Annotated in this window: 23 protein-coding genes; 6 read left to right on the forward strand and 17 right to left on the reverse strand. The window is 41.2% G+C overall.

Translation table 11 applies throughout. The features are described 5' to 3' along the window. Positions 1 to 77 precede the first annotated feature (77 nt). Both modB and V7K42_RS06515 read right to left on the reverse strand, forming a co-directional pair. Positions 78 to 1898, reverse strand: coding sequence for a molybdate ABC transporter permease subunit (gene modB / locus V7K42_RS06510; RefSeq protein ID WP_334914608.1), 1821 nt, complete (start codon positions 1896 to 1898; stop codon positions 78 to 80). 249 nt (positions 1899 to 2147) lie between these two features. Next, on the reverse strand, positions 2148 to 3050 hold the full coding sequence (locus tag V7K42_RS06515; RefSeq protein WP_334914610.1) for a class I SAM-dependent methyltransferase: 903 nt from the start codon (positions 3048 to 3050) through the stop codon (positions 2148 to 2150). A gap of 181 nt (positions 3051 to 3231) precedes the next feature. On the opposite strand from V7K42_RS06515, the gene V7K42_RS06520 reads away from it, so the two are divergent. Together V7K42_RS06520 and V7K42_RS06525 are read left to right on the forward strand one after the other, a co-directional pair. After that, positions 3232 to 4740, forward strand: coding sequence for a hydroxysqualene dehydroxylase (locus V7K42_RS06520; protein WP_334914612.1), 1509 nt, complete (start codon positions 3232 to 3234; stop codon positions 4738 to 4740). 108 nt (positions 4741 to 4848) lie between these two features. Continuing rightward, the gene (locus V7K42_RS06525) at positions 4849 to 5214 is read left to right on the forward strand and encodes a DUF6464 family protein (protein WP_334914614.1); all 366 of its coding nucleotides are present in this window, start codon (positions 4849 to 4851) and stop codon (positions 5212 to 5214) included. A gap of 107 nt (positions 5215 to 5321) precedes the next feature. On the opposite strand, the gene fmt is transcribed toward V7K42_RS06525, so the two are convergent. Then, positions 5322 to 6323, reverse strand: coding sequence for a methionyl-tRNA formyltransferase (gene fmt / locus V7K42_RS06530; protein ID WP_334914616.1), 1002 nt, complete (start codon positions 6321 to 6323; stop codon positions 5322 to 5324). An 861-nt stretch (positions 6324 to 7184) separates the two neighbouring features. On the opposite strand from fmt, the gene V7K42_RS06535 reads away from it, so the two are divergent. Then, positions 7185 to 8501: a hypothetical protein gene (locus V7K42_RS06535; RefSeq protein ID WP_334914618.1), complete on the forward strand. Its 1317-nt coding sequence runs from the start codon at positions 7185 to 7187 to the stop codon at positions 8499 to 8501. A gap of 278 nt (positions 8502 to 8779) precedes the next feature. Here V7K42_RS06535 and minE read toward each other — a convergent pair whose 3' ends face one another. The 6 genes from minE to V7K42_RS06565 all read right to left on the reverse strand — a co-directional run bounded on the left by minE (position 8780) and on the right by V7K42_RS06565 (position 15021). Continuing rightward, positions 8780 to 9070, reverse strand: a complete 291-nt coding sequence (minE, locus tag V7K42_RS06540; protein WP_012410010.1) for a cell division topological specificity factor MinE — start codon at positions 9068 to 9070, stop codon at positions 8780 to 8782. A 36-nt stretch (positions 9071 to 9106) separates the two neighbouring features. Then, complete coding sequence (gene minD / locus V7K42_RS06545) at positions 9107 to 9913, reverse strand: septum site-determining protein MinD (protein WP_012410009.1); 807 nt, start codon at positions 9911 to 9913, stop codon at positions 9107 to 9109. Positions 9914 to 10201: 288 nt separating this feature from the next. Next, a complete protein-coding gene (gene minC, locus V7K42_RS06550; RefSeq protein ID WP_334914620.1) occupies positions 10202 to 11236 on the reverse strand; it encodes a septum site-determining protein MinC in 1035 nt (344 codons plus the stop codon). 253 nt (positions 11237 to 11489) lie between these two features. After that, the gene (locus tag V7K42_RS06555; RefSeq protein ID WP_334914622.1) at positions 11490 to 12812 is read right to left on the reverse strand and encodes a four-carbon acid sugar kinase family protein; all 1323 of its coding nucleotides are present in this window, start codon (positions 12810 to 12812) and stop codon (positions 11490 to 11492) included. A 57-nt stretch (positions 12813 to 12869) separates the two neighbouring features. Beyond that, the gene (locus V7K42_RS06560; RefSeq protein ID WP_334914624.1) at positions 12870 to 13532 is read right to left on the reverse strand and encodes a hypothetical protein; all 663 of its coding nucleotides are present in this window, start codon (positions 13530 to 13532) and stop codon (positions 12870 to 12872) included. A gap of 283 nt (positions 13533 to 13815) precedes the next feature. After that, positions 13816 to 15021, reverse strand: a complete 1206-nt coding sequence (locus V7K42_RS06565) for a glutathione S-transferase family protein (RefSeq protein WP_334914626.1) — start codon at positions 15019 to 15021, stop codon at positions 13816 to 13818. 377 nt (positions 15022 to 15398) lie between these two features. Between V7K42_RS06565 and V7K42_RS06570 the strand changes: the two genes are divergently transcribed. Next, complete coding sequence (locus V7K42_RS06570) at positions 15399 to 16670, forward strand: ATP-grasp domain-containing protein (protein ID WP_334914628.1); 1272 nt, start codon at positions 15399 to 15401, stop codon at positions 16668 to 16670. Positions 16671 to 16702: 32 nt separating this feature from the next. Here V7K42_RS06570 and V7K42_RS06575 read toward each other — a convergent pair whose 3' ends face one another. From V7K42_RS06575 to V7K42_RS06605, 7 genes are all read right to left on the reverse strand, one after another. Next, positions 16703 to 17575, reverse strand: coding sequence for an STM4011 family radical SAM protein (locus V7K42_RS06575; RefSeq protein WP_334914630.1), 873 nt, complete (start codon positions 17573 to 17575; stop codon positions 16703 to 16705). 96 nt (positions 17576 to 17671) lie between these two features. Further along, entirely contained in the window at positions 17672 to 17827 is a 156-nt protein-coding gene (locus tag V7K42_RS06580) for a hypothetical protein (protein WP_334914632.1), read from the reverse strand. An 81-nt stretch (positions 17828 to 17908) separates the two neighbouring features. Beyond that, on the reverse strand, positions 17909 to 19252 hold the full coding sequence (locus tag V7K42_RS06585) for an STM4012 family radical SAM protein (RefSeq protein WP_334914633.1): 1344 nt from the start codon (positions 19250 to 19252) through the stop codon (positions 17909 to 17911). 83 nt (positions 19253 to 19335) lie between these two features. Further along, positions 19336 to 20127, reverse strand: coding sequence for an STM4013/SEN3800 family hydrolase (locus V7K42_RS06590; protein WP_334914635.1), 792 nt, complete (start codon positions 20125 to 20127; stop codon positions 19336 to 19338). A gap of 108 nt (positions 20128 to 20235) precedes the next feature. Further along, positions 20236 to 21408: an STM4014 family protein gene (locus V7K42_RS06595; protein WP_334914637.1), complete on the reverse strand. Its 1173-nt coding sequence runs from the start codon at positions 21406 to 21408 to the stop codon at positions 20236 to 20238. 83 nt (positions 21409 to 21491) lie between these two features. After that, on the reverse strand, positions 21492 to 22289 hold the full coding sequence (locus V7K42_RS06600; protein ID WP_334914639.1) for a hypothetical protein: 798 nt from the start codon (positions 22287 to 22289) through the stop codon (positions 21492 to 21494). 94 nt (positions 22290 to 22383) lie between these two features. Beyond that, positions 22384 to 23637 carry an STM4015 family protein gene (locus tag V7K42_RS06605; RefSeq protein ID WP_334914641.1) on the reverse strand — a complete coding sequence of 418 codons (1254 nt, stop codon included), beginning with the start codon at positions 23635 to 23637 and terminating at the stop codon, positions 22384 to 22386. 282 nt (positions 23638 to 23919) lie between these two features. Here V7K42_RS06605 and V7K42_RS06610 point away from each other — a divergent pair, with 282 nt between their 5' ends. Together V7K42_RS06610 and V7K42_RS06615 are read left to right on the forward strand one after the other, a co-directional pair. After that, a complete protein-coding gene (locus V7K42_RS06610) occupies positions 23920 to 24132 on the forward strand; it encodes a DUF2997 domain-containing protein (RefSeq protein ID WP_334914643.1) in 213 nt (70 codons plus the stop codon). 11 nt (positions 24133 to 24143) lie between these two features. Continuing rightward, positions 24144 to 24605 (forward strand): hypothetical protein, encoded by a 462-nt coding sequence (locus V7K42_RS06615; protein WP_334914645.1) that lies wholly within the window; start codon positions 24144 to 24146, stop codon positions 24603 to 24605. A gap of 61 nt (positions 24606 to 24666) precedes the next feature. On the opposite strand, the gene V7K42_RS06620 is transcribed toward V7K42_RS06615, so the two are convergent. Beyond that, a complete protein-coding gene (locus V7K42_RS06620; RefSeq protein WP_334914647.1) occupies positions 24667 to 24837 on the reverse strand; it encodes a hypothetical protein in 171 nt (56 codons plus the stop codon). Positions 24838 to 25162: the final 325 nt, after the last annotated feature.

Raw genomic sequence — 25162 nt, forward strand, 5'->3', positions numbered from 1 at the left:
GCTCAGACTCTTTGGAATCTGGGCGCTTGAAGTAATATTATTTTGAAAAATTTCCCGCGTCCCGCCTATCTCTGCGTTTACTCCATCAAAATCAACCGTAGAGGATCTAAACGCACATACCAAGGAAAAGGCTGGTCTTTCATAGTCGCCCATTTTTCTTTGAAGACTTCAGCTTGCAGATGGTAATCTTGAGAATTCTTGCCAGCAGAATGTAATTTGAGAAATAATGTCATTCGATGGGGCGTTTCACTTGTTCGTACTACCCAGCAGGGAAAGGTATTTTCCTGTGATGAGTCATTGGTAAAAATGAACTGATGGGCACGAATGCCGATATGGGATAATTCGCTCTTGACTGGTTCAATTACTTGGAGACTACAACCCCAATCAGTCGCTTCCACCTGTTCTGATGACTGGAGAACAACGCGGGAAAAGTTTTTGCATCCGGTAAGTTGGGCGACACTAACGGTAGCAGGATGCTGGAAAATATCGTGTTTGGAGCCATAATGAACGGCTCTACCATGCTCCAATACCAACAGATTCGGGCAAATTCGATAAGCTTCTTCCATATTATGGGTGACAAATAGAGTCACACCTTGGTAGCCAGCTAGAGTTTCTGTCATTTGCTGTTCTAATTGGCTACGTAGATGGGTGTCAAGTGCCGAAAACGGTTCATCCAAAAGCAATGCTTCCGGTTGACTTGCTAATGCTCTTGCCAAAGCTACTCGTTGTTGTTGGCCCCCAGAAAGTTGGTGCGGATAGCGATCGCCTAATCCTTGCAACTGCATCGCTATTAGTTGCTCCTCTACCTGCACTCGAATGCTCCCAGGCGATAGTTTTTTGGGCAAGCCAAAAGCAATATTTTGCGCCACACTCAAATGGGGAAACAGGGCATAATTCTGCACTAAAAAACCGATGCGGCGATCGCGGCTGGGTAAATTAATTCCTTGTTCTGAGTCAAATAGGACTCTACCATTTAAAACTATACGTCCACTAGAAGGCGTTTCTATCCCTGCAAGGCAACGCAAAATCATGCTCTTACCTGCTCCAGAACCCCCTAACAATCCTAAAGGTTGCTCATCAGAAGTAAAAGCAACTTTTAAATTAAAGCTAGAAAGTACTTTTTCAATGTTGACTAATAATCTCCCATCACCGCTAGAGTGCGGAGTGTATAGAATTTCTCCCCCTGCTCCCCTCTCCCTGCTCCCCGCTCCCCGCTCTCCGCTCCCCGCTCCCCGCTTCTTTTCCCTCAATTCTTGCCAGAAGTTAACCCCAATAATTCCAGATAGAGAAATCACCATAATTGCGATCGCCCAAAACCACGCTTCGTTCATTGCTCCCGCTTCCACAGCAAAATAAATTGCCATTGGGATTGTCTGCGTTTGTCCGGGAATGTTACCAGCTAGCATCAACGTCGCCCCGAATTCTCCCAAAGCACGAGCAAAAGCGAGCATTGTGGCGGCGACAATGCCGGGTAGTGCTAAGGGTAAACTGATGCGCCAAAAGATTGTGGTTTCATTTGCACCAAGGGTTCTAGCTACTCGCAGTAAGTTGCCATCTATTTGTTCAAAGGCTCCCAGTGCAGTTTTATACATTAATGGGAAAGAAACTACTGTGGCTGCGATCGCAGCACCATACCAAGTAAAGACGATGCTGAAATCAAAAGTCTGCATGAGTTTCCCTACAGGGCCATTTTTGCCAAAAAATAGCAGCAACAAGAAACCGACAACTGTAGGCGGTAAAATCAGGGGCGCAATAAAGATACCCTCAATCAACGATTTACCTTTGCCACGATATCCCAGCATCCAGTAGGCAGCAGCAATACCCAAAAAGAAGGTGATAAATGTGGCAAGCAATGAAGTTTTGAGTGATATCCAAAAAGGCGATAAATCCAATGGCATAGTTGCGTAGGGAAAAATTAGCTTAACTAATCCCTAATTTACCAACTTTAGTTCCGAAACGTTGTTAAAAGTTGGTAAATTACCTAATAAAATCTTGAATCAAACGTACAGAAACAAGATCCCCGACATATTTTTACGAAGTCGGGGATCTGCGGCTTGCAATTCTCACAAATCAAAGCGGCTCCAGCCTATCTCAAAAGCTGGAGCCGCTTACTCAAAAGCTTTAATTATTCACGCCTACTTACTTAATTAGTCCAGTTTAGTACTGTAGGCACTAAAACCATAAGCCAAGGTTTCTTTTAAAGCATCTGATGGTTTAAGACTTCTGTTAATAGCATTAGCAAAGGGCACTGGAATTCCCTTAATAGTTTCCGGCAAAATTGCATATTCTTGTGTTGGTTCCACAATATATTGTGGGCACTTAGTTTGGATACCAGCAGTCGCTAACATTTCATTTATTTCAGCAGAAGAATATTGCTTGAGATAAACTGGATTTCTTACAAATGGGTTCAGCCTTCTAATAAAATTGTGGATAACATGAGAAGGACAAGACTTATTGTGAAAGGAATGATTAAAAACAAAAATTCCACCAGGTTTTAGGACACGAGATATATCAGCCAGCAAGCTTCTTAATTGTGCATCTGGGATATGCATAAAGACGCAGTTAGAAATTACCAAATCTATAGAATTATCTTCTAAAGGTAATATTTCAGCAGAAGTGCAAATCAAGTTAAATTCAGCTTCTGGGAAAAAATTATATTCTTGTTTAACCTTAATTAACCGCCGCAATAAAGGTTCAGAAATATCAATACCGTAATATTTTTCGCATCTAAGATTTTTCGCTTTCGAGAGATGCAAAGGTGCGCGGCCATAACCAGAGCCAATTTCTAGAATAGAGCCAACAGATTTATTCAATGGAAATTTGTTCCAAGTCCCTCCAGGTGTGCCAGTTAGCAGAGTGTAATCTTGTTTAATGGGTGATGTATCTGCAATTTTTTCAATTTTTTGGGAACCATAATATGTTTTACCAATTGCATCCCATGTTTTTTTATGTTGAGTATTATTCAATTGTTCATAGTCACTAGGAAAATAAATACCATCTCGTAATTCAAAGTCATTTAGACTGAATTTTGTATTTGCTAATTGAGTCATTATGATTATTCCTCATCAATAGTTAAGTCTGTTTTCTGTTATACTCTCAACTCAGCATTAACCGCAAGGGATTTTTACTGAACTGCATCCCCAAGAAAACCGCTATATTAATAACCTGTCACCCGATCGCAACACAAGTTCGTATACATTAGTTGATGGACAGCAACAATCGGAGGCTGGGATGGTAGAAGGATCGCAACAAAAACGGGTGGTAGTTGTAGGTGCTGGTTGGGCTGGTTTAGGAGCAACCTACCATTTAGCAAAACAAGGCTATGATGTGACCCTTCTAGAAGCAGGCCCCTATCCCGGCGGATTGGTGGCAGGTTGGCAAACAGCCGCCGGAAAATCTGTTGAAGCTGGGATTCATGGCTTTTGGTATCCTTACAAAAATATTTTTTCCCTAATCAATGAGTTAGAAATTAATCCTTTTACTACTTGGACTCGTTCTTCGCAATATTCGCCAGCAGGCTTAGAAGTTGAATCCCCGATTTTTCAAGACTTACCGCGACTTCCGTCCCCACTAGGAACTTTTCTATATACTCAGTTTAAACGATTGCCACTAATTGACCGTCTGAGCGCCCTGCCTTTACTTTATGCTGTTGTTGATTTTGATAATTCTGATCAAGCTTGGCGACGCTATGACTTTGTAACTGCCCGTGAATTGTTCAAAGACTTTAATGTTTCTTTCCGACTTTACCGCGAGGCTTTTGAACCAATGTTATTAGTGGGCTTGTTTGCCCCTGGCGAACAATGTTCAGCCGCAGCAACTTTAGGAATGCTTTACTTTTTTATTCTGGCTCATCAGCCTGATTTTGATGTAGTTTGGTGTCGGGGAACTGTTGGAGAAAAGATATTTCGTCCTTGGGTGGAACGGATTGAAAAAGCTGGTGCGAGAGTATTGCCTAAGCGTCGGGTTACAGACTTAATTGTTGATAGTAATCAAGTCAAGGGTGTGGTTTGTGGTGATGAAGTAATTGAAGCAGATGCCGTAATTTTTGCGGTTGGAATCACCGGGATGAAGAAAATTGTCTCAACTAGCCCTAGTTTACAAAGCCGTGAAGAATTCCGTAATGTGAGCAATTTAGGAGCAATTGATGTTTTAGCCACGCGACTATGGTTTGACCGCAAAGTTGATATTCCTCGTCCTTCTAATGCTTGTTTTGGATTCGATGCAAGTACAGGTTGGACGTTTTTTGATTTGAATGCTCTACATGATGAATATCGGGATGAACCGGGAACAGTAATTGAAGCTGATTTCTATCACGCGAATCAGTTTCTAGGTTTGAGTGATGAGGAGATTTTAGCAATAGTTCAGGGTTATTTAGCAACTTGTATACCAGCATTTCGGGAAGCAAAGATAATTGATAGCAGTGTAATTCGGCTACCTCAAGCGGTAACTCACTTTGCACCTGGCAGCTATCGTTATATGTTACCCGCGAAGACAAGTTTTGATAATGTGTTTTTGAGTGGGGATTGGATTGTGAACCGTCATGGTTCCTGGTCGCAGGAAAAGGCTTATGTTACTGGTTTAGAGGCGGCGAATTTGGTGGTGTCTTATTTGGGAGAAGGTCAGCCAGCTGAGATTTTAGCTGTAGAAGAGGATGAAGTGCATATCCAAGTAGCGCGATCGCTCAATCAAACTCTACGTGACTTGGGCAAATCTATCCTACCTAACTTTTGGTTGCCTTAATCCGTAGGGAGGCGAAGAGCGAATCAATAATTGTAATCTAAATTCGGTAAGCTAAAGAAAGCGATCGCGATATCATCCTTAGTAATGTAAATCAAATCATATCAGCTTATGGAGCCAGACTCTTTACAAACCGAGGTGATTCTGACACACCCGCGTGAGTCCCTCGGTAAAGTGCAACTTGATTGGACACCCCAACCCGGAAACTATCTTGATTTTCAAGGTAAAACCTACGCGGTTTTAGAACGCCGCCATAGATACCAACTCAGAGCAGGGCGCTACCATTTACACAACATTGCTATTTACGTCCAGTCTGCCAAACGACCATCTGAAAAAAGTTTGGTAGGTGGACGTTGGGTAATTGGCGATGCCACCTGTTGCTACAATGCTCATTCAGAACTCATTCGCTGTGCAGTCAACCCAGATGGCCCTTGCGAATCTTGCCGCTTTTATGAAAAGTTAGAAGTTACAAGTTAGGAGTTAAAAGTAGTTTTTCACGTTATTGAAGAGCCGTGTGAAAAAAAAGATTCAAGTACGGTTTTATAGCCGAGTCAGGAGGCTGACTTTCTGACTTAGTGACCCCCTCAACTCCCACCACCAAAAACTTCCCCTACTGTTAAGCGGCTACCATTAACAAAATCCCATCCCGACTGGGGACGTTTACCTGCTAGCTGAACTTCTCGCAACAACAACAAACCTTCCCCAGTTTGAACGATCGCACCAATTCCTTTAACAATGCTGACTACAACTCCCGGTGTATCTGATATATTTGACAAATCAGGCAATTTATGGATTAATTCTTGCAATTCTGGTGGGATGCGATCGCTTACAGAACCAAGAGGAACAGAAGCGGTGATTTTTAGCAAGTTGTCACGAAAGGTAGCCGTGCAGTTAGGGTAAAAACCTCTAATTTGATTGTGTAATTGGATCGCACTTTTTGACCAATCCAAACCATAATCTTCTTTTTGAATTAGAGGCGCATAAGTAGCTGCCAAATTATCTTGGGGTATTGGTTGAATTTCTTTACGTTCCAACTTCAGCAGAGTTTCCACTAAAAGATCCCCACCGATTTCTGCTAGTCTGTCGGCTAAATCTTGAGTATTATCCAGTAATCCGATAGGTGTAGTGGCTATTTGTAGCATTGGCCCGGTATCCATCCCCACATCCATTAACATGGTTGCGATCCCCGTTTCCTTTTCACCGTTATACAAACACCACTGAATCGGCGCTGCACCGCGATATTTGGGTAAAATCGAGCCATGCACATTAATGCAGCCCAATTTTGGCATCTTTAAGATTTTTGCCGATAAAATCTGTCCATAAGCGACAACAACAAACACATCTGCGTCTAATTGTTTGAGTTTGGTTAAAGTTTCAGTGTCTTTTTTCACCCGTTCCGGCTGCCATACTGGTAAGTTGTGAGCAGTAGCGATCGCTTTTATTGGTGTTGGTGTAAGTTTATTTCCGCGTTCCCGGCGTTTATCTGGTTGGGTGACAACCGCCAACACCTCAAATTCTGAATGATTCAATAACTTTTCCAAGGTGGGTACAGCAAACTGCGGTGTACCAAAGAATACAATTTTCATTAATGATTTAGTTGTTAATCGTTAGTTATTAGTTAATGGTAAATAATATCGGCTGTTTGGTGGTACAATATTTTCGTATTAGTGAAACTGAAAGCCTACTTGATTAACTTAATAGTTAAGTTTATAAGTGTAACAGGTAGCATAGAGGGCATCTGCGTTTAGTTAATCTAATGGTTTAGTGGTGTCTCGTCACGAGCCACTAGAGCATCTACCAAGTGAATTTTATTGTGTTCCCGATATTTAACCCAAATTGGCATTAAATACAGTTGGGTTTCCAAAAAACTATTGCATATTCTAGCTATTTCTGTAGTTGAGATTGCAATTTATGACTTTGGGTTGCTGATAGCAATATTTTCTGAGTATGATTTATTATGCGTTTGCTTTCCCAGCTTTCCATGTAACGCCTCACGTTTACCATCATGAGGGTTTGCGCTGTTATATTTAGTGTGTAACCTAGCTTGTTTGCTATGTACTAGCGATCGCTAGTACGATCCCCAATAACTAAGTTATCTCACTTTTAATTGCCAGCATCATTGCCTCACATATAACTTGTAATATCCCTTGACTAATACCTATTTTTGGTTTGGTTAGGTATAACAACAGCAGGATTATATATTGTGTAGTAATTACTGAGTTATCAGCATTTTTACTATACTCGCATATTTTTGCAAAAAAACATTCAGTACCTGAGTAATAAAAGGTGTGGACAATGATACTTAATTTTTGTAAAACTCTGCAAACTTTGAAGGAAATATATCGTCAAAGTTTTTAGTTTCTTGTTATACATATAATTACTGCTTGCCCCATTGCCGCATAGGTATTGCTTCTCACATAGCAACCGCCCCTCTAGAGAGTCTACAAATGCTTAAACCCCTTTTGCTGTCAGGATGGTTCCGCGCACAACCATTTCTAAATTACGTTGTCGTTGTGATACTGATTGCACCCTTGCTAGGGGCATCGGCTCACTCGTTCCCTGTAAAATCAGAAGTAGCTAAACTAACTTCGATAACTGGAGATTCTGACTCTGTATCAAAGGAAATAGCTGTAGTTGAGGAACCTGAGATAGCTGAAATATCAAAAACAGATCAAATCAACTCATCAACAGAAGAATCCGATCCTGTACCAACTCAAAGTACTGCCGTTCACGAACCGCAAGTATTACCATCGAATAAAATTGAGTCTTTGGCTCAAGCAGATACTTATGTATCAAATAGCGACTTAACTTTTCCAAATACTTTGGCAGCAGTCGAACTTGCACCATTAACAGATGTTCCTGTTAGTCAGCTTAATCTAATACAAAAACTCAAAGCTGCTAATATCAAGTCTTTGAAAGGAAAAGAAAATTATCTCTCTAGAGATAAATCTTTGACCAAATCATTGATAGCAACTCAAATAGCCCCAACTCTTAAGGAATCACAACCAAGCACAACGACGGAAACACCTGCTGAACTAGTTGATGAATCCCAAGCAGAACAAATAGATCCTTTAGGCAGTCCTCATCCTATTCCTTGGAAATGGATTACAGCGACTCAAGAGGCTATTGGTTCCAAGGGTGGTTCTGGAGTCCGCCACTACCGCAGCGTACCGGTGGTTTCTCCTGATGGTAAATATGCTGTTTATAGCCGAGTCCAATTAGAAGTAAAACCCGAAATGTACAACAGCCGTGTTACCAGCGTTCTGTTTGTTCAAGATATGCAAACTAAGAAGTTGTGGGTAATGGCTTCAACTACTCCTGTTAGCGATCCTTTATTAAAGGTAAAGGCTGTAAAGGCGGCATTGTCAGAAGAAACTGACACAAGTGGCAAAATTGGGGTATTAGTTCCAGTAAGCTGGTCGGAAAAAGGCGATCGCTTCTTAGCACGCAAGTTTGAAGGTATATTTAACACAGGCGATTCTACAGATAGTGCAGTGATTTGGGATCGAGAAAAAAATCACGCCAATACAGTTGCTCCTGTGAGTGAGGAAGAACATGAAAAAATTGCCGTATTGTTAGGCTGGAGTAAAAGCCAACCAGATCGTGTATTATTCCGTGCAGGTGAATTGGGCGAAGAAAACTGGCCGCTAATGCAAGTTGCTAATGATGGTAAGACTATCACTACAACAAACGACGATCAGCCGATTACTTTTGGTAAAAAGGTTACAGAAGTTTGGGCAGGCCCACAAGTTGCCTACCGATAGTTTATAGAAAAATTTATATACTCCCGTTGTCAGTAATGAAGACAACGGGATTTTTTATTATGTGGTAAATATTTTTGGCGTTCCTGAGTTTAGATAGCCTAAAAATAAGTGTAAAAGCGCAGATATGACAACAGCGATCGCACTTTCTATCCCTGCTAAATCATGTTCCCAAGCCTCATAAATTGGCGAAGGTATTGCAAAAAATAAAACATTTCCTAATTACACATCCTACTTTCTGATATTAAGTCATACAGAATTAAAATTAAAACTCTAAAGACTTATTTATCACCCCTTTCCCATTCAGGGATGGCTCCTTTTACCCTACGGATGGGCAAATTAGCAATTAAAGCTGTAGTTCGTTGGTTGCTTTCTAAAGAGAACTCCAAGCCCTCTGTCTCAATTTCGACATAGCGACAGACTACATCTAGGATTTCTTTCCGCATTTTTTCCAACGTTTGAGGATCTAAGTCAGCGCGATCGTGAGCAATCACCAATTGCAGGCGACGTTTAACTTGAGTTCGACTGCTATCAGGGCCGCGAGAAAAAAGTTTTTCTAGAAGTTCAATCATTACGAATAGGTCTGGCGCGAAGACTGGCAAAGTAAGTTAAACAATCTTAGTCCACAACAACCTTCGTAGACGGGCGAAGATGCTGTCTTGGGACGAGTCGATCTCCAGAAATTCGACACTTTCTCCTTCTAATCTACGAGCAATGTTCTCAAAGGCTGTGGCAGCTAAAGAGGGATTTTCCGCTAACACTAAGGGTTCACCGCGATTGGTAGATACAATAACACGCTCGTCGTCAGGGATTACCCCGATCAGGGGAATGGCGAGAAGTTCCTGAACATCTTGCACTGACATCATATCATTTGCCTGCACCATTGCGGGTCTGATGCGGTTAATTATTAAATGAACACGCTTGATACCTTGTGCTTCTAGTAAACCAACTACCCGATCGGCATCACGAACTGAAGAAATTTCTGGCGTGCTGACAACTAGCGCTTCTTTTGCCGGGCCGATCGCATTTTTAAACCCATTTTCAATCCCGGCGGGGCTATCGATGATCACGTACTGATATTTTTGTGCTAGGGCATTCACCAGTAACTTCATCTGTTCCGGTGTGACTGCATCTTTGGAGCGATTTTGGGCTGCCGGCAGGAGTACGAGATTGGGTTGGCGCTTATCTTTCACCAAGGCTTGTTCTAAGCGGCACTCTCTGGCCAAGACTTCTACCGCAGTATAGACGATGCGGTTTTCCAGCCCTAGCAGCAAATCCAAATTTCTCAAACCAAAATCCGCATCAACCAAGGCAACTTGACGACCCATTTTGGCTAAAGCCATGCCCAGATTTGCCGAAACTGTGGTTTTACCCACTCCTCCTTTACCGGAGGTAATCACTATAATGCGAGTCATGATAGAAATGCGGTCAATGAGGGTTCAGGAAATATAAAACTGTAAATTGCAGTATAAAGTATGAAGTATCGTATCAAGTATGAAGAAATATCTGATCTCCCTGATTCGGGCGAGGGATAAATATTTTTTGATTGCGATGTCTGGCGACAAGCTGCTTTGCGTCTACGCTCGGTCGTGTGAAATACACAACGCTAGGGACAGGGATTAGAGTAGTGTATTCCATCTACATGAAAACCGCTATATTTCATCCTTCATATTCTTCATATTTTAGGTAAATATTCAGGGCTACTAATTGCTCTTAGTAAATTGGTTTCTAGAAAAATCACTAGCTCTAGCGATGCGAATCCCTTGAGGCATAATATGTGCCACTTCTGGAGAAAATTGCATCGGTAATTTTTCTGGTGCCCTAGCTACAGCATCTGCGATCCGTAATTGGGTAGGTTCCATTTGCAAAGCCATAATCAGACACTCACGATTGCCTCCAGCCCCAGCATGAGCAATTCCACGTAAACGGCCCCAGATGATAATATCTCCATCTGCAATTACAATACCACCTGGGTTTACATCTCCCAAAATAATTACTGTACCAGGATGACGAATTTCTACTCCAGAGCGGACTGTTGTTTCTAGATAGAGGGCATCTGCCTGGGGTGTAGCTGTAGCTTCTGGCTCTGTATTCAGGGAAGTTAGAGGCTGCAATTGCTCTACAGAATACCCAGATGTGACGGCAGCGATCGCAGTTTGTCGGCGACTTGTTGAGACAGATATTAGCCGCAGTTCGACTTCACTTAAAGCCTCGGCAAGTTCTTGGAGTTGTCTGGCATCTACTAGGCGGTCTTGTGCCATCAGATGTACGGGAGTATTAGCGATCCGAAAGCGATCGCCTGCATTCAAACGTTGCCTAATTTGTTGCCAAATATCAGACCAACTGAGTTCTGAGGCAGATACTTGAGATTCCAGGGGCAAAATTAATAAAAGTCGTCCCTCCTTACTTTTTAACTGGACTTGGGTATTGTCATTTACGCGATACCCAGGTATTGCTGACTCATTGGGATTTGAATCAGTAAGGATAAAATCATCTGATGCTGTATCAGTACTTGACTCAACATCTGGGTTAGCAGGATTTGACTCTACATCCTCAAAGACAGGATTCGATTTTAAATAAAGGAGGACAGATTGTAACTCCGCATCAGGGGGGATAGGATCTGACTCTACATCAGAAACAGTAGGATTCACCTCTACCCCCGAAATAATAGAGTTTGATTGTGCATTAGGAAGTGCAGAATTTGACTTTAAATTGGGAATCGTAGGATCAGAAGTCATGCAGTACTAGCCAAAAGACAAGGGACACTCCGAATCATTACCAATATTAGATCAGTTGGAAAATCCAACAACATCGTCAGGTAAAAAAGTGCAGAGGATAGATTACTCCTTTCCCGCCATAAGATTACTTATATTTTCCTTTGCGTCCTTCTCTAGGAGACGCTACGCGAATGCGTCCTTGGCAGTTTGTTAAAAAAATTATCTTCTAGCAGGAAGGGAGTAGTTCAGAATTATCATCATCTTCACTCAACACTCAAGATTGTTTAGTCAACCTTTGATAAATTGTCCCCAAAGCATCAGCATCACCAACGTTACCTGGAAATAGCACCACAGGCAAATCAGGAAACTGGGGATGAGCGGATGGGGTTAACACCATTGAACAACCAGCTAAAATTTGACCGAGTAACCGGGCTGAAGTTAAGGCGAGTCCAGTACTCAAGACATCGTTTGAGGTAATGCCACCCTTGCTGATTAAGAATCCTATATCAGATGGTAAACCCCGCACAATATCCATCAATAAACTTGAAACTTTTGCCCCAAACTCCAATCGGGTATTGATATCTTTAAAACTCAGTTCCTGACGGCTAGTATAAACCACTGGTGTTTTGCCCGCTTCGTGTGCCGCCCGTGTACTTTCCTGAATTTCCGTTAGCAGTGCCGCAAACTGATTTGCATCATCAAGCAATCGCGCTACATTGACTTCGATTCCCACGGTTCCCTGTACTTGCAATAGCGCCTCTAACTGCTGAGTAGTCTTTTTCACATGGGAACCAACAATTACTGCCCCTGGTTTACCTTGACGCACGTATTGCGCCATGTTTTCGGCAGCAATCGGTTGGGGTGGTAAAGCGGCTAAAGCCGTTAAAATACTTGCGGCACTGCGAAACAGAAAGCGTTTTCCTTGACTTGCTGCTGCTAATATGTCTACTGCAAAGCGGTTGAGATCGGCTTGAGTTTCACCATCGACGACAGCGCACTGATTACCACTCAGTTGTAACAAGCGTTCCAAACTACCAGCGCGAATATCGGCTAGGAGAAACCTTTCTACAGCTTCGGCATTAATTCGTCCTTGAGTCTTTTCTTCAACATACTTGGGTAAGTAACTGTGATGGTAACTGAAGACGGAATCACGGGCAAATTCGGTTTCATCGACTGGGGTGGAGACACCAGCAATAATTAAGTAATGCACGCTGTCACGGGTGATGCGTCCGCCCTCAAAAAATGCAGGTACAAGGAAATGAGCATCGAAAGGGCCGAGTTCTTGGGCGATCGCATCAGTTTCAACAGGATAATGCCCCCGCAAAGTAGAATCAGAACGGCTGACGAGCAGAAAATCGTCAATTCCTTCCGCATTCAAGGCGATTTTCAGGTTTTGGCAAACTTCTTTGGTGACAGATGCAGCCGACTCTGGCGTTAGCGATCTAGTATTAGTCAGCACAAAGAAAATCGGCGAATCATCCTGTAACCCACTGCGTAAAGTGTCCACATCCCAGTGCATTAATAGCAAGCAGCTGTGGACTGTTTGAGAACCTGTGGGGTCATCATCTAGGACAATTATTTTTGGTTTGTTGCTCATTTAAGTCAACGGGGCGATTGTTTATTTAGTAAATTCATCAGTAACGAAAAACTTTACTCAGCCTTTGTGCAATTTTCTGATTTCTGCTTGCACATCGATCGCAATTTGCAAGGATTGATTTAGCAGTTGAGCGTATTCGCCTGCTTGACTACTAACTTGTAAAGCTTGCAGACTGGCTAAATTATTCACAAATAACTCTTGATTATTAGCAAGCAATTTTTTATTATCTCGCAAAATTCGTTCTGTTTTCAGAGCGCGGACTAAATCTTCTCTAATCAGTTGTAATGCGGCGGTTACTTTATCTCGGTCATGAATACTGCTTTCTATGTTTCCTGATGCTGCCAATTGGTCATTAATATCTATAGCGTGAACCAGGTCATGATATTTATCTACTTCATCTAAAAGTATTGTCAGTCCTTCAGGACAGGTCAATTGTCGCCATAGCCATCGCCCCACTAATATCGGCATTGGCACTAAAATTAGTAAAAGAATTCCGAATTTAATCGAAGAACCAATTGTTGGCAGAATAATAAATGCGTAAATAAAGCCCACAATTATGGGCGTTAGCGCCAGCGTCACCAGCGATTCATTGAGCAAAAACCCTAATCGCTTCTTGCTATCTCGCAAAACAGAGGGACGGAAAACGTCTTCTGGATCGAATCCAGTCAAACGTCTCAGTTCCCCCTTACTAATTTCCAAACCTATTAAGTCCGGCTGCACGGCTGGATAACTCCTATGGAAGCCCAAGTTGCGTATTTATTTTAATCGGGTTTGGTAGAGAAGCAATGGATGGTTACGTAATAGTTATGATTAAAAGCAAGCAAACTGTGTAACACGACTGCTTAAAGCTAAGAAGCCTTTTTGGATACAATGCAGTACTGATGTAGGCGATCGCATTTATCAATTATCAGTTATCAGAGTGGGAGTAAAAGCTTGAAACCAAGATAACTGTTCGCTGGCAACTGTTAAAGGAGCGCGATCTGCCAGGATGGGTTCCTGAATCCTACTTTCTGACAAAGTTAGACGGGTCTTGATCTCGTCGATGCTTAGTGGGAATTGGGGTTGGCTGTCCGTCACCCGCAAGGGCTGCGGTTTTTTCCAGTGATTCCCTCAATCGCTTGGCGGCGTAGATAGACATGTCTCGCGGTATATTAATGCGATCGCGCAAATATCGGAGAGCAACATCAGATCCCGGTGGAGGTACACAGTCTTCATTGGTCATCATGTGTGTTAAAGCACAACGTAGGGCTTGGTCAAACAATTTATCATCTAAAGGGTTGACTCGGATAATATTGATGCGATGCTCGATAGTTCGTTGAAGAGCTTCCATGCGAGAGTTTTCGGGTTCTGGATAAGTAACATCTGGTAGCCCGAACCAGGGCCCGTTATCCACCCGCGCTTTATTGATAAGCATCTGGGTGTCGCCGTTTTCCCAACAGCCCCCCATCTGGGGCGGCAAATCATGTACGTGGGTGTGAAAGTCACTCTGAGTACCGCAGTAGGTCGGTCGGCTTTCCATTGCTGCAAACCATGCCCTCAAGCGAGGGTTTTCCTCACGCAAAGAGTAGCCCTTGTAGTAGTAAAGGCTCGCATTCATCCGTTCGAGATATGGCGTAAAAATGACATCAACGATGCCGAAGCTATCTAGAAAGTAAGGACTTGGGGTGCAACCCAGAGCCTCCTCCACCCTAGCCACTACTTGGATGAATTGTTCTCGGTTACGTTGTTCTTGTTGAGAGTTCTCTGCTCTATAGCACAGCCAAGCACACCAAGCTCGAAATAAAAGTCGTTCTAGTTGACGTAGAGGAAGCACTGTGCGATCTTCCATCCCTTGGCTCAATGGCTCAAAAACCTTTGACAAAGCGATCAAAATGTCATCGCTTTCCTTAATAATCTGTCCATCTAGCTCGATCGCGGGGAGCATTCCTGATGGTACCTTACGTTTATACCAACTTTCTTTCTCCCCATAACAGAACATTGTCACTTTTTCGATGCGATAGGGGATCTGTTTTTCCTCTAGCCATAACCAAACTTTTTGACAGTAAGGACACCAGGCGTGGTTATCGCGGTACAGTGTTACCCGCACATCAGATTCGCGCTGACCAAACAAGCGCAACCTGGCTTTAGCGTTGGTGAGACCATTAACGGTATCTATTTGATAGTCCGTGAGGGTTTCTAGTTCTTGCCAGCTTAAGGGTGCGGTAGTCATAGGGTGAATTGCGTAGGCCAATACTTAGGACTTTTCTTGACTCTACAATATTTTCAATTACACCAAGGCTTAATTTCACCGATAGGTTCGCCCATTTGGAAAAGATATTGGAATTTTAGGATAGTGGCTCTATTGGGATGAACTATCTGTGTTAACGCTCAAAATACTGTGTATGATTCGGTGTCAGTCCCTAATAAAATTGATGAAGATGGTTTAATCACCGAGACTGTAACAGATAAGTTAGCAATTCGCAGTCCTTGAGTAATTTCACCTCCTCTAAGTTGGAATGACCTAACAAAACAAGGATTTTATATTTTAGTTTTTCTTTCCTATAAACAACTGTATTCACAAAACGATCCGATTTATCAGAGAAATTAATGAACTCAAAATATAACTTTCAATACTTCCAAGGAAGCTCTCTTTCTGATTTGTTTGCTCAAGATATCACAGATGCATCTTATGGGTTTATCTTAAATTACCCTGCAACTGCGAGTTGGGCTGCTTATCCCAACCGGAAAAAATATTTTATTCAAGATGGCAGTAGTGAAGCCACCAAAACCTCATTTGACAAGATTTGCCAAAAGGAATCTTGGAAAAATTTGGCTGTGTTAGGCGAGGGCATTCCTGGAATTGTGATTATTCCACCACCAAAGTTGCTGCTGGAATACTGGCAAGAGCATTTCGGATTTAATCACTCCAATATTGAGATGATGGACTGCTCAACTTATCTAGACGATCTGGGCCGCAACGAACGCTTTGATAAACTCATTACTCTATTTCCCTTCGATGGTTTAAAAACCGAAAAACACGCTGTTGATTCAGACACCCATTACCGCTTACTTAGTAAAGTAACGCTAGACGAACTGGGCGTGCAATGTCCAAAATACAAAACCTACAATCTGCACCAAATCAATCTCCAAGACATCCAGTTACCGCAATTTCCCTATTTAATCAAAACATCGCACGGACTCTCAGGAGAAGGCACTTATATCATCAAAAGTCCCAGCGATCTAAACTACTGCCTTGAAGAAATTAGAAAATATCTTGCTATTAAATTGCTCGATACGATTATTGTCTCAGAGTTCGTCAAGAATGAGGTGCAAAATTACTGCGTACAGTTTTATATCAACAAAGCGGGGGAGATAACCCTCATCGGTACTACTGGACAACTCGTTACTCCAGAAGGCAACTATTTAGGGGGACTGATTGACTACCGCAAAACTGACATGAGCAAGTTCTTTGAGATGATTGCCAACGTTGGTCAGTATGCTCACAAATATGGGTATTTCGGCGTGATTGGCTTTGATGTGTTGGAAAATCAAGATGGACAGCTTTTTGCAATCGATGCCAATTTCAGAGTTAATGGCTCGACTTCGTTGTGTTTGCAGCGCCATACTCTAGTGCGACTGGGAAAAGGAGTAGCTAAATATTCCGGTAGCTACCGAATGGAGGGGACATTAGAATCAATTCTCATAACCCTCAGACCAGAATTAGATCGCAAAGACTTGATTATTCTATCGGCTTTGGAGAAAGTCAAATACGGAAAAATCTATACAGAACTTTATGCGATCGCTACTGGAGAAACTATCGAACAAATGCAGTCTATTGAGCAGAAATTACAGAATAAGGGATTACAACTAGTCTCTTAAGGGCTAGTACTGATGCAGGTTATAAAGAATATCTACACTAGGCATTCTTGATAAACCCAATTGTCAGGAATTCTTTCTAAAATCCCATAACCAAACACCTGATTCATTTTTAAATATTCCAGATGAACGTAACCAATATGACAGTGACAAGTTTGGTTGCTACAAGGTTGATTAACCAAAGGTACTTCCCAGTCAGAATCATAAATATTACCAATAGGTTCTTTAATAAAATGACATCGGCGCATTGTCCCATCACCATCAACAGAAATCGCTGATTTTCCAGCCCTACAAGAATGCCCAAAGCTAGGATAATGTTGAGTATTTAATTCATATAATGGGTCAATAGATTGGAAAAATTCTCGATTTTCTGGTGATAAATTAGGAAGTTCAGCCTTGACAGCATTAATCCACAAATAAACATGGTGTGGTAACTCCTGACGTAAAGCTGCTATTTCCGCTTGAAACTTGGGAAAACCGACAACTCCAACGCTGAATTTGACATTTTTGTTGTCTAAATTGAGGCATTTTTGTAAAAAGCGATCGCGTGACACCCATCCTGAATGAAAAGTTGCCCAAAGTGCCAATTTATCTTTGTTACATTCATCTACCCAATCTAGCTGACAAGAGAGATTAGTTTGAATTGCGGCTTTCTTAACATTGGGCAATTGCGTTAATTTTACCAGCGCTTGCTGATACCAAGAATGGATTAGGGCTTCTCCCCAAGGAGTAAACAGAATTGAAAATTGATGTTGGGGATGTTGGGAAATCCAATTGACAAACCGTTCTAAAGATTGTTTATCGATTGCTAATTCTGCGGCTGTTTGTTGGCGTTTAGCAAAAGGGCAATATTCACACCCGTAGTTGCAACTGATTAAAGAACCGCGATAGAGAATGGTGAGGTGCATATTAATAATGAGTTAAATTGCATTATTCAGTAATAGAACAGTAGCGCCCGTGTATATAGTTGTATCCGTATCCTAATTTTCCTTGCTGACCATAAATTAATTGACAGCATCGATTCTGGCTTTGACTAGAAAACTTGCCAAGCGTTGTTTAACACCTTCAATTCCACCTAAAACAACACCTTGTACTGGTGGCGGTGCTTCTTTGCCAAGTACAACATCAAATTCTCTCGGTTCATTTTGATTGTTTATCATATTTTCTCCAACGGTAGATGTAATGTAAATATCCGTATAAATGTGATTAATCGCTTCTAGACAAATCTTTTTGAAGCCTCACTATTTCAACTCATAATCCTGCATTAATTCCTGCACTTTCTCAGAAAATAACCACGTGCCAATAATATCAGAACGCTCAATGCCAAATTCAGTTAACTGCAAAATATCCTCATCTTTTATCGCCAAATTAAAAGCAAGCAGTTCTGAAAATTCTGGAAAATCAGCGTATACTTCACTATCAAATTGCTGACGATAGCTAGCACAATTCAATCCTTCATCGGAAAGCAAAGATAATAAAATATACCGCCGACGTTGTTCTTCAGCATTTAGTTGAAAACCATAGTGCGCGTAATCAAATGACTCATCTACTGTTTGAATATACGCTTGTAAAATCTTACTGATTCCCTTTGCTCCCACTGCATATTCGTTGGAGTAGTGCAAAGTATCGGTGTAGGAACGTGCGCCACAACCTAAACCAATCATACCGTCGGCTTGACAACAGTAAACGGGAGATGAGGAAGGAAGATTGCTACCTTGTCCTTCTTCTAAGCGTTGGAACATCCGCATGGAAACTTGCGTATATCCTTTCGATAATAATAGCGATCGCCCTTCTCGATAACAAGCTAAACGAATATCATCCCATTCTTTATCTGTGCGTCCCAAACCTGTGAGCGATCGCACATACAATGGATATAAATAAATTTCTTCTGGTTGAAAACGCAAGGTAGCTTGTATTGATTGCAACCAAGTATTTACTGTTTGTCCGGGTAAACCGTAAATCAAATCAATATTAAGCGTGGGAAATCCCATCTCTTTGATCCTTGTCAGCGTTGCTTCTACTTGGGTAGTAGATTGACGGCGCTGGGTTGCTAAAACTTCCGAATCGATGAAGCTTTGGACACCAATACTAACACGATCGACGACGTGCGATCGCAACAGCTTTAACTTGTCCTCAGTGGCGGTTTCTGGCGAAACTTCTACAGAAATAGGAATTTCCTGTAAGTTTGCACCCATCGTATTTTCAGCAATATTGAGAATAGTTTTGAGATGCTGAATAGGTAATTGGGTAGGAGTTCCGCCACCAATAGCGAACCTAGCAAATGACGCATCACCCAACACCACTTTCATCCGTTGCGCCTGTCGGTGTAGTGTGTGGACATATTGATTCATAAAATCTTCATTGTAGCTGACTGTGGTAAACAGGTTGCAGAAACCACAACGCATTTCGCAAAACGGTATGTGTATGTAGAGAAATAGCGCTTGTCTATCTTGCTGCGCCCAAAGTTCTGGAAGATACACAGGTGGAGTTAGGGGACGATAAGCCGTTTTGTGGGGGTAAGAATAGACGTATGCTTGATAGGGAGACTGGGCGATTTTCGATTTAAGATTTTTGATTGTCAGCATAGAATTTCAAGTATTTTCGTAACAAGTTAAGAATTTGCTTTAAGTCTCACGCAAAGAATACCTCTGCGCCTCTGGGTGAGTTTTCATAAGATAAACTCTGCATAGGGAACAGTCCAAACCAAAGGATGGCTAAGTCGATGTCCAGTGTAACCATCTTCACCATAAGTTGTACCGTGGTCGGAACAGAGAATGCAAAAAGTAGAATGCCTTTGTCGTATAATATTCCAGAGTTTAGCTAATTGGCGATCGACATATTCCAAAGCTGCGGCGTGAGATTCAATGGTATCGATTTTATCTTCTACATCGGTAAGATAGAAATAATTTGGTTGATGCAAAGCAGAAATATTTATAAATAAAAATATACGTTGATTGTTTGGCATTTTTTCTAAAATATGTTGTGCAAGATTTACCTGATTTTCTGTAGATTCGGGGTTAGTAACTCCTAATTCTGGACTCCAATAACTTTCGGCAAACATTGAGGGAATTACATTACCTAAAGGGTTACGTTTGTTGAAAAAACCAACTCCACCAATGCAAACTGTATGATATCCCTTAGCAGCTAATCCATTAACAATATTTGAGTTATCTAACACACAAGTTGTATCAGTTGTAGTGGTACTTCCTTCAAATCCCAAAGCAAAAAGACGGGGGTGAATTCCAGGCGTTACAGGTGTGGGTAAAAAGCCTGCGAAAAACGCATGATGAGCAGCATAAGTGAAGTTTCCAGGTGAATGGCGTTCTTCCCAACCTGTTTTAGGGAGTACTTTTGCTAAGTTTGGAGTGCGTTTTTGTGCGAGTAGGTTTTTAGCTATGTTGTAACGCAATGTGTCTAGGGTAATAAATAAGATATCGTGAGTTCCGACGATTTCATTCATATTGAACATAGAAGTAAAAATTATATTTGATAACTTTTAGCCACATAGATATTAGGTTCACGCAGAGGCGGAAAGACTAGCGAGAAACTTATCTGCTCATAAAAATATTTATTCTCTCTCTGTTCTCTGTGTCTTTGTGGTTCGTTCCAAAATTGTTTTAACTTCACTCATATAAGTATCCATTCCACTCCATAAAATACCCGGTAACAAATCGCCAAAAGCATTAATCTCTAAAATCGCATGAGTTTTCCAATCAGGTAAAATCAGTAAATCAACTCCACAATATAAACTATTAGGAAATAACGCTGCTGCTTGTTCGCAAGTTCGCTTCATAATCTCCCAATTTTCTACACCAATTTTTGCTAAAAATTCCTCAGTATTTCCTCGTTCATTCCCCAAATGCAAATTTGTCATCGGACTTTTACCAAGACGAACAACGATATGCTGTGCTTCGCCATTGATAACCACCACACGAACATCAAACCCGCATTCTTGTAAATGTGCTTTGGGTAGCCATTCTTCAACTTGTACGCCTTCTGCTGTCAAAATGTTGATGATATCAGCGACTTCTTCGCGGTGAGTATAGTGTTTAATTTTACGGGAGTTGTAAAGTAGAGTTTCCCCATTTTCCCGTACTCGTTCGACGGTGGTAATAGCTGATTCAAAACGCGAATTTGCGCGGTAAGCCACAACTCCAGAAGCAGCCGAACCGTGGGAAAGTTTGACGAATACTCGTTCTATTCCCTGCGTTTGCATTTGTTCGCGTAAATGATCGTAGTTGTGAATTTTACCTAGCGATCGCGGAACGGGGATATTATGACGGCTGAATCTTTCGTGACAAGTTGGTTTGTCAAACATCACAGCGATGTCTTGGGGATGGTTCATGAACTCGCCATTTATGAGAAGGGGAGTAAGTTGTGTTTCCCATTTTTGCAAGAGATAGCGCCAACCTAAATACCACTGTCGCGGGTAGAGGATGAGTCCTTTGTCAAATTCTAATTTTGTCGCTGCTTCTGCACTGATACGTTGATGATTGGAAGTAGAAAAAATCTCTCTACTCCCTTCTGCAATGATGGCTTTATCAACATCAAAGTTTTTTTCTGGAGAGTCGAAGCGGATAATAGTGTTGGGTGTGTTGAATTGTTCGAGAGTTTGTTTTCCTGCTATTAAGTCGGCGTAATCTACTACGGTGACTGGTGGTAACTTGAAATGGACTAGGGCTTCTTGGAGGAAACCGACACGGCGGTTTTCGGGATTGGCGATGAGGATGAAATTAAGCATTATCTAATATATTCTTTATTCGTGGAGGGCAAAATAGCGAGAAGCACTATACCCGTAAGCTATCTCTTCTTGAGAATGAGCAATTAACAAACAATCAATAAGCGATGATTGTTTAATGTCGTGAATAAATTCTTCCGATACGGAATTGTGAGCAATATTAAGTGTATGTAGATTAATGATTGCTTGTGATTCAATAAAGCGTTCAAGCCTATGTCTGTCAAATTTTCCATTGACAAATCAAGTACTTCAAGAGTTGCAACAATGGGAGATTCAGCCATAAAAGAAGATTGAGCGATCACATCTGCTATTGCATCACTATAATCGCTACTACACAAACCTAAATATCGTAAATTTGGGAATGATTCACTAAAAATAATTAGTTTTAAACTATCAATAGTATCATCATAGCTATGTTCAGAACGTATACCCATCCATAAGTCAAAACACTCTAGTTTTGGTAAATCGAGTGAACAAAGGCAATAAATTGTGACATCGCTAATATTTGCTATCTCAACTGGATTGATGATACCAGCTTGAGCATTGAGACTTTCGGCTGTCCAATCTTTTAAAGTTGTAAAAAACAACCAAGCTTCACACCATAAAAGTGCTTGCTTTCCTTTGCCTTCTGTTTCTTGCAATAGCTCAAGGGCAATTTTATAGATTTTCTGCGAGGAATCTTGCAATGCATCAATCACTAAATCTAAACCTACATTTCCATAATTTAATGCGTCTGACAGTGCAGCAAATTGCACCTCAAAAACTCCCATATTTAACCTATTTTTAACCCCTTGTATACCTCCTAAAACCACACGACTATTAAATGGTACTTCGCCATCAAGTACTGTATCAAATTCTCTGGATTGATTTAGATTATTATTCATAGTTAAAAGTGAATTCATTAAGAGAAAGTTTTTTAACCCACGCATGGGGGTTTTGTCTGTGTAGCCGCGTCTTACAGTCACCTGATACTAAAGTTCACTCTGCAATAGAACAATAGCGACCGTGGATGTAACTATCCTCATCTTCTTGCTTCTGATTACTTACCAAAATACGCACATCCAATTCAGATAATTTATCAATCATCTCCTGAGATAAAAAGCTTTCGGAAACATTCAGAATATCGAGATAATTTGTCGCCGGACAATTGAGCAATTCTTCCGCACCTGCGTCACTCAGCGTCCCCATTGAAAGGTCAAGTACGCTGATAGAATTAATAATCGGAGAACCAACAATAACGCTGACGATTTCATTCGTGAATTGGCTATTACGTAATCCTAAATAAGTCAAGTTAGGAAATTTCCCTTCAAACAGAATCGGATTTAAATCTTCAACCCAACAATCTCCGCCGTAATCTTCACTGCCAAACCATAATTCTAAATGTTCTAATGCTGGCAGATTCATATTAAAAACTTCTGCAACAGTATCTCTACTTAAAGCCCCAGCTTCAACAATGAATGCTTTGAGGTGATTGTGTCGCACTTGGGGACTAAATTGTAAACCGTCCCCTCCACGAATTTGCAAAATTTCAAGTTTGGGATAAGCTTGCAAAACCAGACTGATATTACTTTGTCGAATCCAAGAAATTTCACAATCATGAGAATCTATATCACCGATGAAAACAGCTTTGAGATTAGTTAAATATTTTTTAGCATCAACTAAAGCTTGGACAATGCTACTTGAATCCCTTTCGTATGCTTCCACCCATAAACCAAACACTAAAGCTTCTAATTTCTCGGCGTTGGGTTCTTGTAGTAGTCTACTAAGTTTACTCGGCAAATTATCCTCATACTCATAATATTCAGACCTAAGAGCGTAAGCATTATTAACAGGTTCAACAATACCTATATTTGCATCGAAATCTACAATTTGCCGATTTGCAAATGAATTAACATTCATTGGATACTCATTTAATCTTTCTTCTAAATTCCAAGGTTTATATGTTCGCAATGCTTGTATAACTTGCGCTTCTACTCTTGGCTTTAATAGTCGATAAGCAAAACGCTGCACCAACCTCGATTTATCTTGCAATCCTTGAATTAATAAATTCAACCCAGCATCACCATATTTCAAGGCTTCGCTAAGTGCAGTAACCCGCACCTGAGTAACAGGATTTGATAAATAACGTTTAACTCCCTCAATTCCTCCTAAAACTACTCCATCCATAGGAGGCGGAGATTGTCCTCCCAACACTGCATCATAATCTCTGGGTTGATTTTGGTTGTCTGTCATAGTGCTTTACCTTTCAATTCTTTATTAGAATTCCCAAAAATGCGGAATATGCACACATCCAATGCATATTCCGCCCCGACTACTGGAAGCCGTAGCTACACAAACTAAGTCAGCTTGTACTCGTTCAAATATAGTACAATAGTTCTACTCTGTTGACAAAAGTTGTGGGGGATTCCTTTGTTTATACTAGTAGGCGTGCCAATTGCCGTTAGTGGAAATTTAGTAGAAGATAGAGATGATTGTGCCACTTTTATATCCTGAAGAAATCAAAATTCTACACTTATGGCAGAGTATCAAAAAGCTGAATATCGTATTGGCAAAGATGGCAAAATTACTGAAACCGTAATTGGTGCTTCTGGTGCAGCTTGTACCAGCACAACATCTGGAATTGAAGATGCTTTGGGAGAGGTAGAAACTCAAGAATTGCTTCCTGAATATTACGAAGGGCAAGAAAACGTGACAGGAACAGAACAACAGTCTCTCAAACAAAAATAGGAGAGATATAGATGCTCGCAGACATCATATCAAACATCCAGGAAAGCGGAATGTTTTCTCTGGAAAGTGTTTTGACGATCGCAATCGAATTTTTGGCGTTACTTTTGATTATTCCAGCAATTAAGGCTGCGATCGCTTCTCAACCACACAAGTTAACACAAGCGCGATCACAAGCACAAATTGAATCACTAGAAAATGAACTAAAAACAACTCATCAAAACTATTTAGAACAGCAGCAAAAAATACAACATCTGCTTTCTGAAAAAGCAGCACTCCATCAAGAAGGCTTCCGACTGCATGAAGAATTACAGCAGCAACGTGTTGAACTATCGGAGGAATTTCGCACTTCCACATTTGAGCAATTGCAGACATTGCTGACAAACTATCCAAGCATCCACCAGATGTCGTATTCATTGGTCTTTTTCCCGCTTTTTGCAATGAATGAACAATCCATCACGGCAATCATCGAGTGATTTTCAGACGTTGCTGCTTTGATTAGTTCCGCGTTGAACTCTAGCGTTGTCAAACTGTTTTTTAAACTGTCGGCGATAAGTTCTCTCTGTTCGTTGGCTGTAGCGGCTCAAGTTGGGTATTGTTTACCTTGCCACAGGCAATTAGAATTGTCGCAAACACCGTTGTCAATGCTTTTATCTGCGGTTTATGGAAAATCCCCATTTTGGTCAGTAAGCTTTGTACAATTTCCATATGGCTATCGAGTCGGTGCTTATTTGTTCTAATCAGCACCTTACAGCGCTTCCGGCTATTATGCAATACAGTTTTTCTCCTTGCCCTTTCCTATCAAAGCTTTCAGATTTGGGAATGTACCTCATAGCTGCCGTAAGTGCTGTAATGGTTCGATAGCTTTCTTGTCTATTCCCTCAACTAAAAATTGTCCGGAGTATTGTTGAGAAAGCCGATAAATACATCACCTATATTGTGAATGCTGCATCTCGAATGCAGGCACTTATTGAAGACTTGCTATCATATTCTAGAGTTGGTCGTTGCGATTTTCAATTAGTTTCGACCGATT

This window comes from Nostoc sp. (assembly GCF_036917455.1).
GTDB lineage: Bacteria > Cyanobacteriota > Cyanobacteriia > Cyanobacteriales > Nostocaceae > Nostoc.

Excerpts from the sequence above, each read along its gene's own strand:
- modB (WP_334914608.1), bottom strand. The coding sequence starts at position 1,898 with ATGCCATTGGATTTATCGCCTTTTTGGATATCACTCAAAACTTCATTG.
- V7K42_RS06515 (WP_334914610.1), bottom strand. The coding sequence starts at position 3,050 with ATGACTCAATTAGCAAATACAAAATTCAGTCTAAATGACTTTGAATTA.
- V7K42_RS06520 (WP_334914612.1), top strand. The coding sequence starts at position 3,232 with ATGGTAGAAGGATCGCAACAAAAACGGGTGGTAGTTGTAGGTGCTGGT.
- V7K42_RS06525 (WP_334914614.1), top strand. The coding sequence starts at position 4,849 with ATGGAGCCAGACTCTTTACAAACCGAGGTGATTCTGACACACCCGCGT.
- fmt (WP_334914616.1), bottom strand. The coding sequence starts at position 6,323 with ATGAAAATTGTATTCTTTGGTACACCGCAGTTTGCTGTACCCACCTTG.
- V7K42_RS06535 (WP_334914618.1), top strand. The coding sequence starts at position 7,185 with ATGCTTAAACCCCTTTTGCTGTCAGGATGGTTCCGCGCACAACCATTT.
- minE (WP_012410010.1), bottom strand. The coding sequence starts at position 9,070 with ATGATTGAACTTCTAGAAAAACTTTTTTCTCGCGGCCCTGATAGCAGT.
- minD (WP_012410009.1), bottom strand. The coding sequence starts at position 9,913 with ATGACTCGCATTATAGTGATTACCTCCGGTAAAGGAGGAGTGGGTAAA.
- minC (WP_334914620.1), bottom strand. The coding sequence starts at position 11,236 with ATGACTTCTGATCCTACGATTCCCAATTTAAAGTCAAATTCTGCACTT.
- V7K42_RS06555 (WP_334914622.1), bottom strand. The coding sequence starts at position 12,812 with ATGAGCAACAAACCAAAAATAATTGTCCTAGATGATGACCCCACAGGT.
- V7K42_RS06565 (WP_334914626.1), bottom strand. The coding sequence starts at position 15,021 with ATGACTACCGCACCCTTAAGCTGGCAAGAACTAGAAACCCTCACGGAC.
- V7K42_RS06570 (WP_334914628.1), top strand. The coding sequence starts at position 15,399 with ATGAACTCAAAATATAACTTTCAATACTTCCAAGGAAGCTCTCTTTCT.
- V7K42_RS06575 (WP_334914630.1), bottom strand. The coding sequence starts at position 17,575 with ATGCACCTCACCATTCTCTATCGCGGTTCTTTAATCAGTTGCAACTAC.
- V7K42_RS06580 (WP_334914632.1), bottom strand. The coding sequence starts at position 17,827 with ATGATAAACAATCAAAATGAACCGAGAGAATTTGATGTTGTACTTGGC.
- V7K42_RS06585 (WP_334914633.1), bottom strand. The coding sequence starts at position 19,252 with ATGCTGACAATCAAAAATCTTAAATCGAAAATCGCCCAGTCTCCCTAT.
- V7K42_RS06590 (WP_334914635.1), bottom strand. The coding sequence starts at position 20,127 with ATGAATGAAATCGTCGGAACTCACGATATCTTATTTATTACCCTAGAC.
- V7K42_RS06595 (WP_334914637.1), bottom strand. The coding sequence starts at position 21,408 with ATGCTTAATTTCATCCTCATCGCCAATCCCGAAAACCGCCGTGTCGGT.
- V7K42_RS06600 (WP_334914639.1), bottom strand. The coding sequence starts at position 22,289 with ATGAATAATAATCTAAATCAATCCAGAGAATTTGATACAGTACTTGAT.
- V7K42_RS06605 (WP_334914641.1), bottom strand. The coding sequence starts at position 23,637 with ATGACAGACAACCAAAATCAACCCAGAGATTATGATGCAGTGTTGGGA.
- V7K42_RS06610 (WP_334914643.1), top strand. The coding sequence starts at position 23,920 with ATGGCAGAGTATCAAAAAGCTGAATATCGTATTGGCAAAGATGGCAAA.
- V7K42_RS06615 (WP_334914645.1), top strand. The coding sequence starts at position 24,144 with ATGCTCGCAGACATCATATCAAACATCCAGGAAAGCGGAATGTTTTCT.
- V7K42_RS06620 (WP_334914647.1), bottom strand. The coding sequence starts at position 24,837 with ATGGAAATTGTACAAAGCTTACTGACCAAAATGGGGATTTTCCATAAA.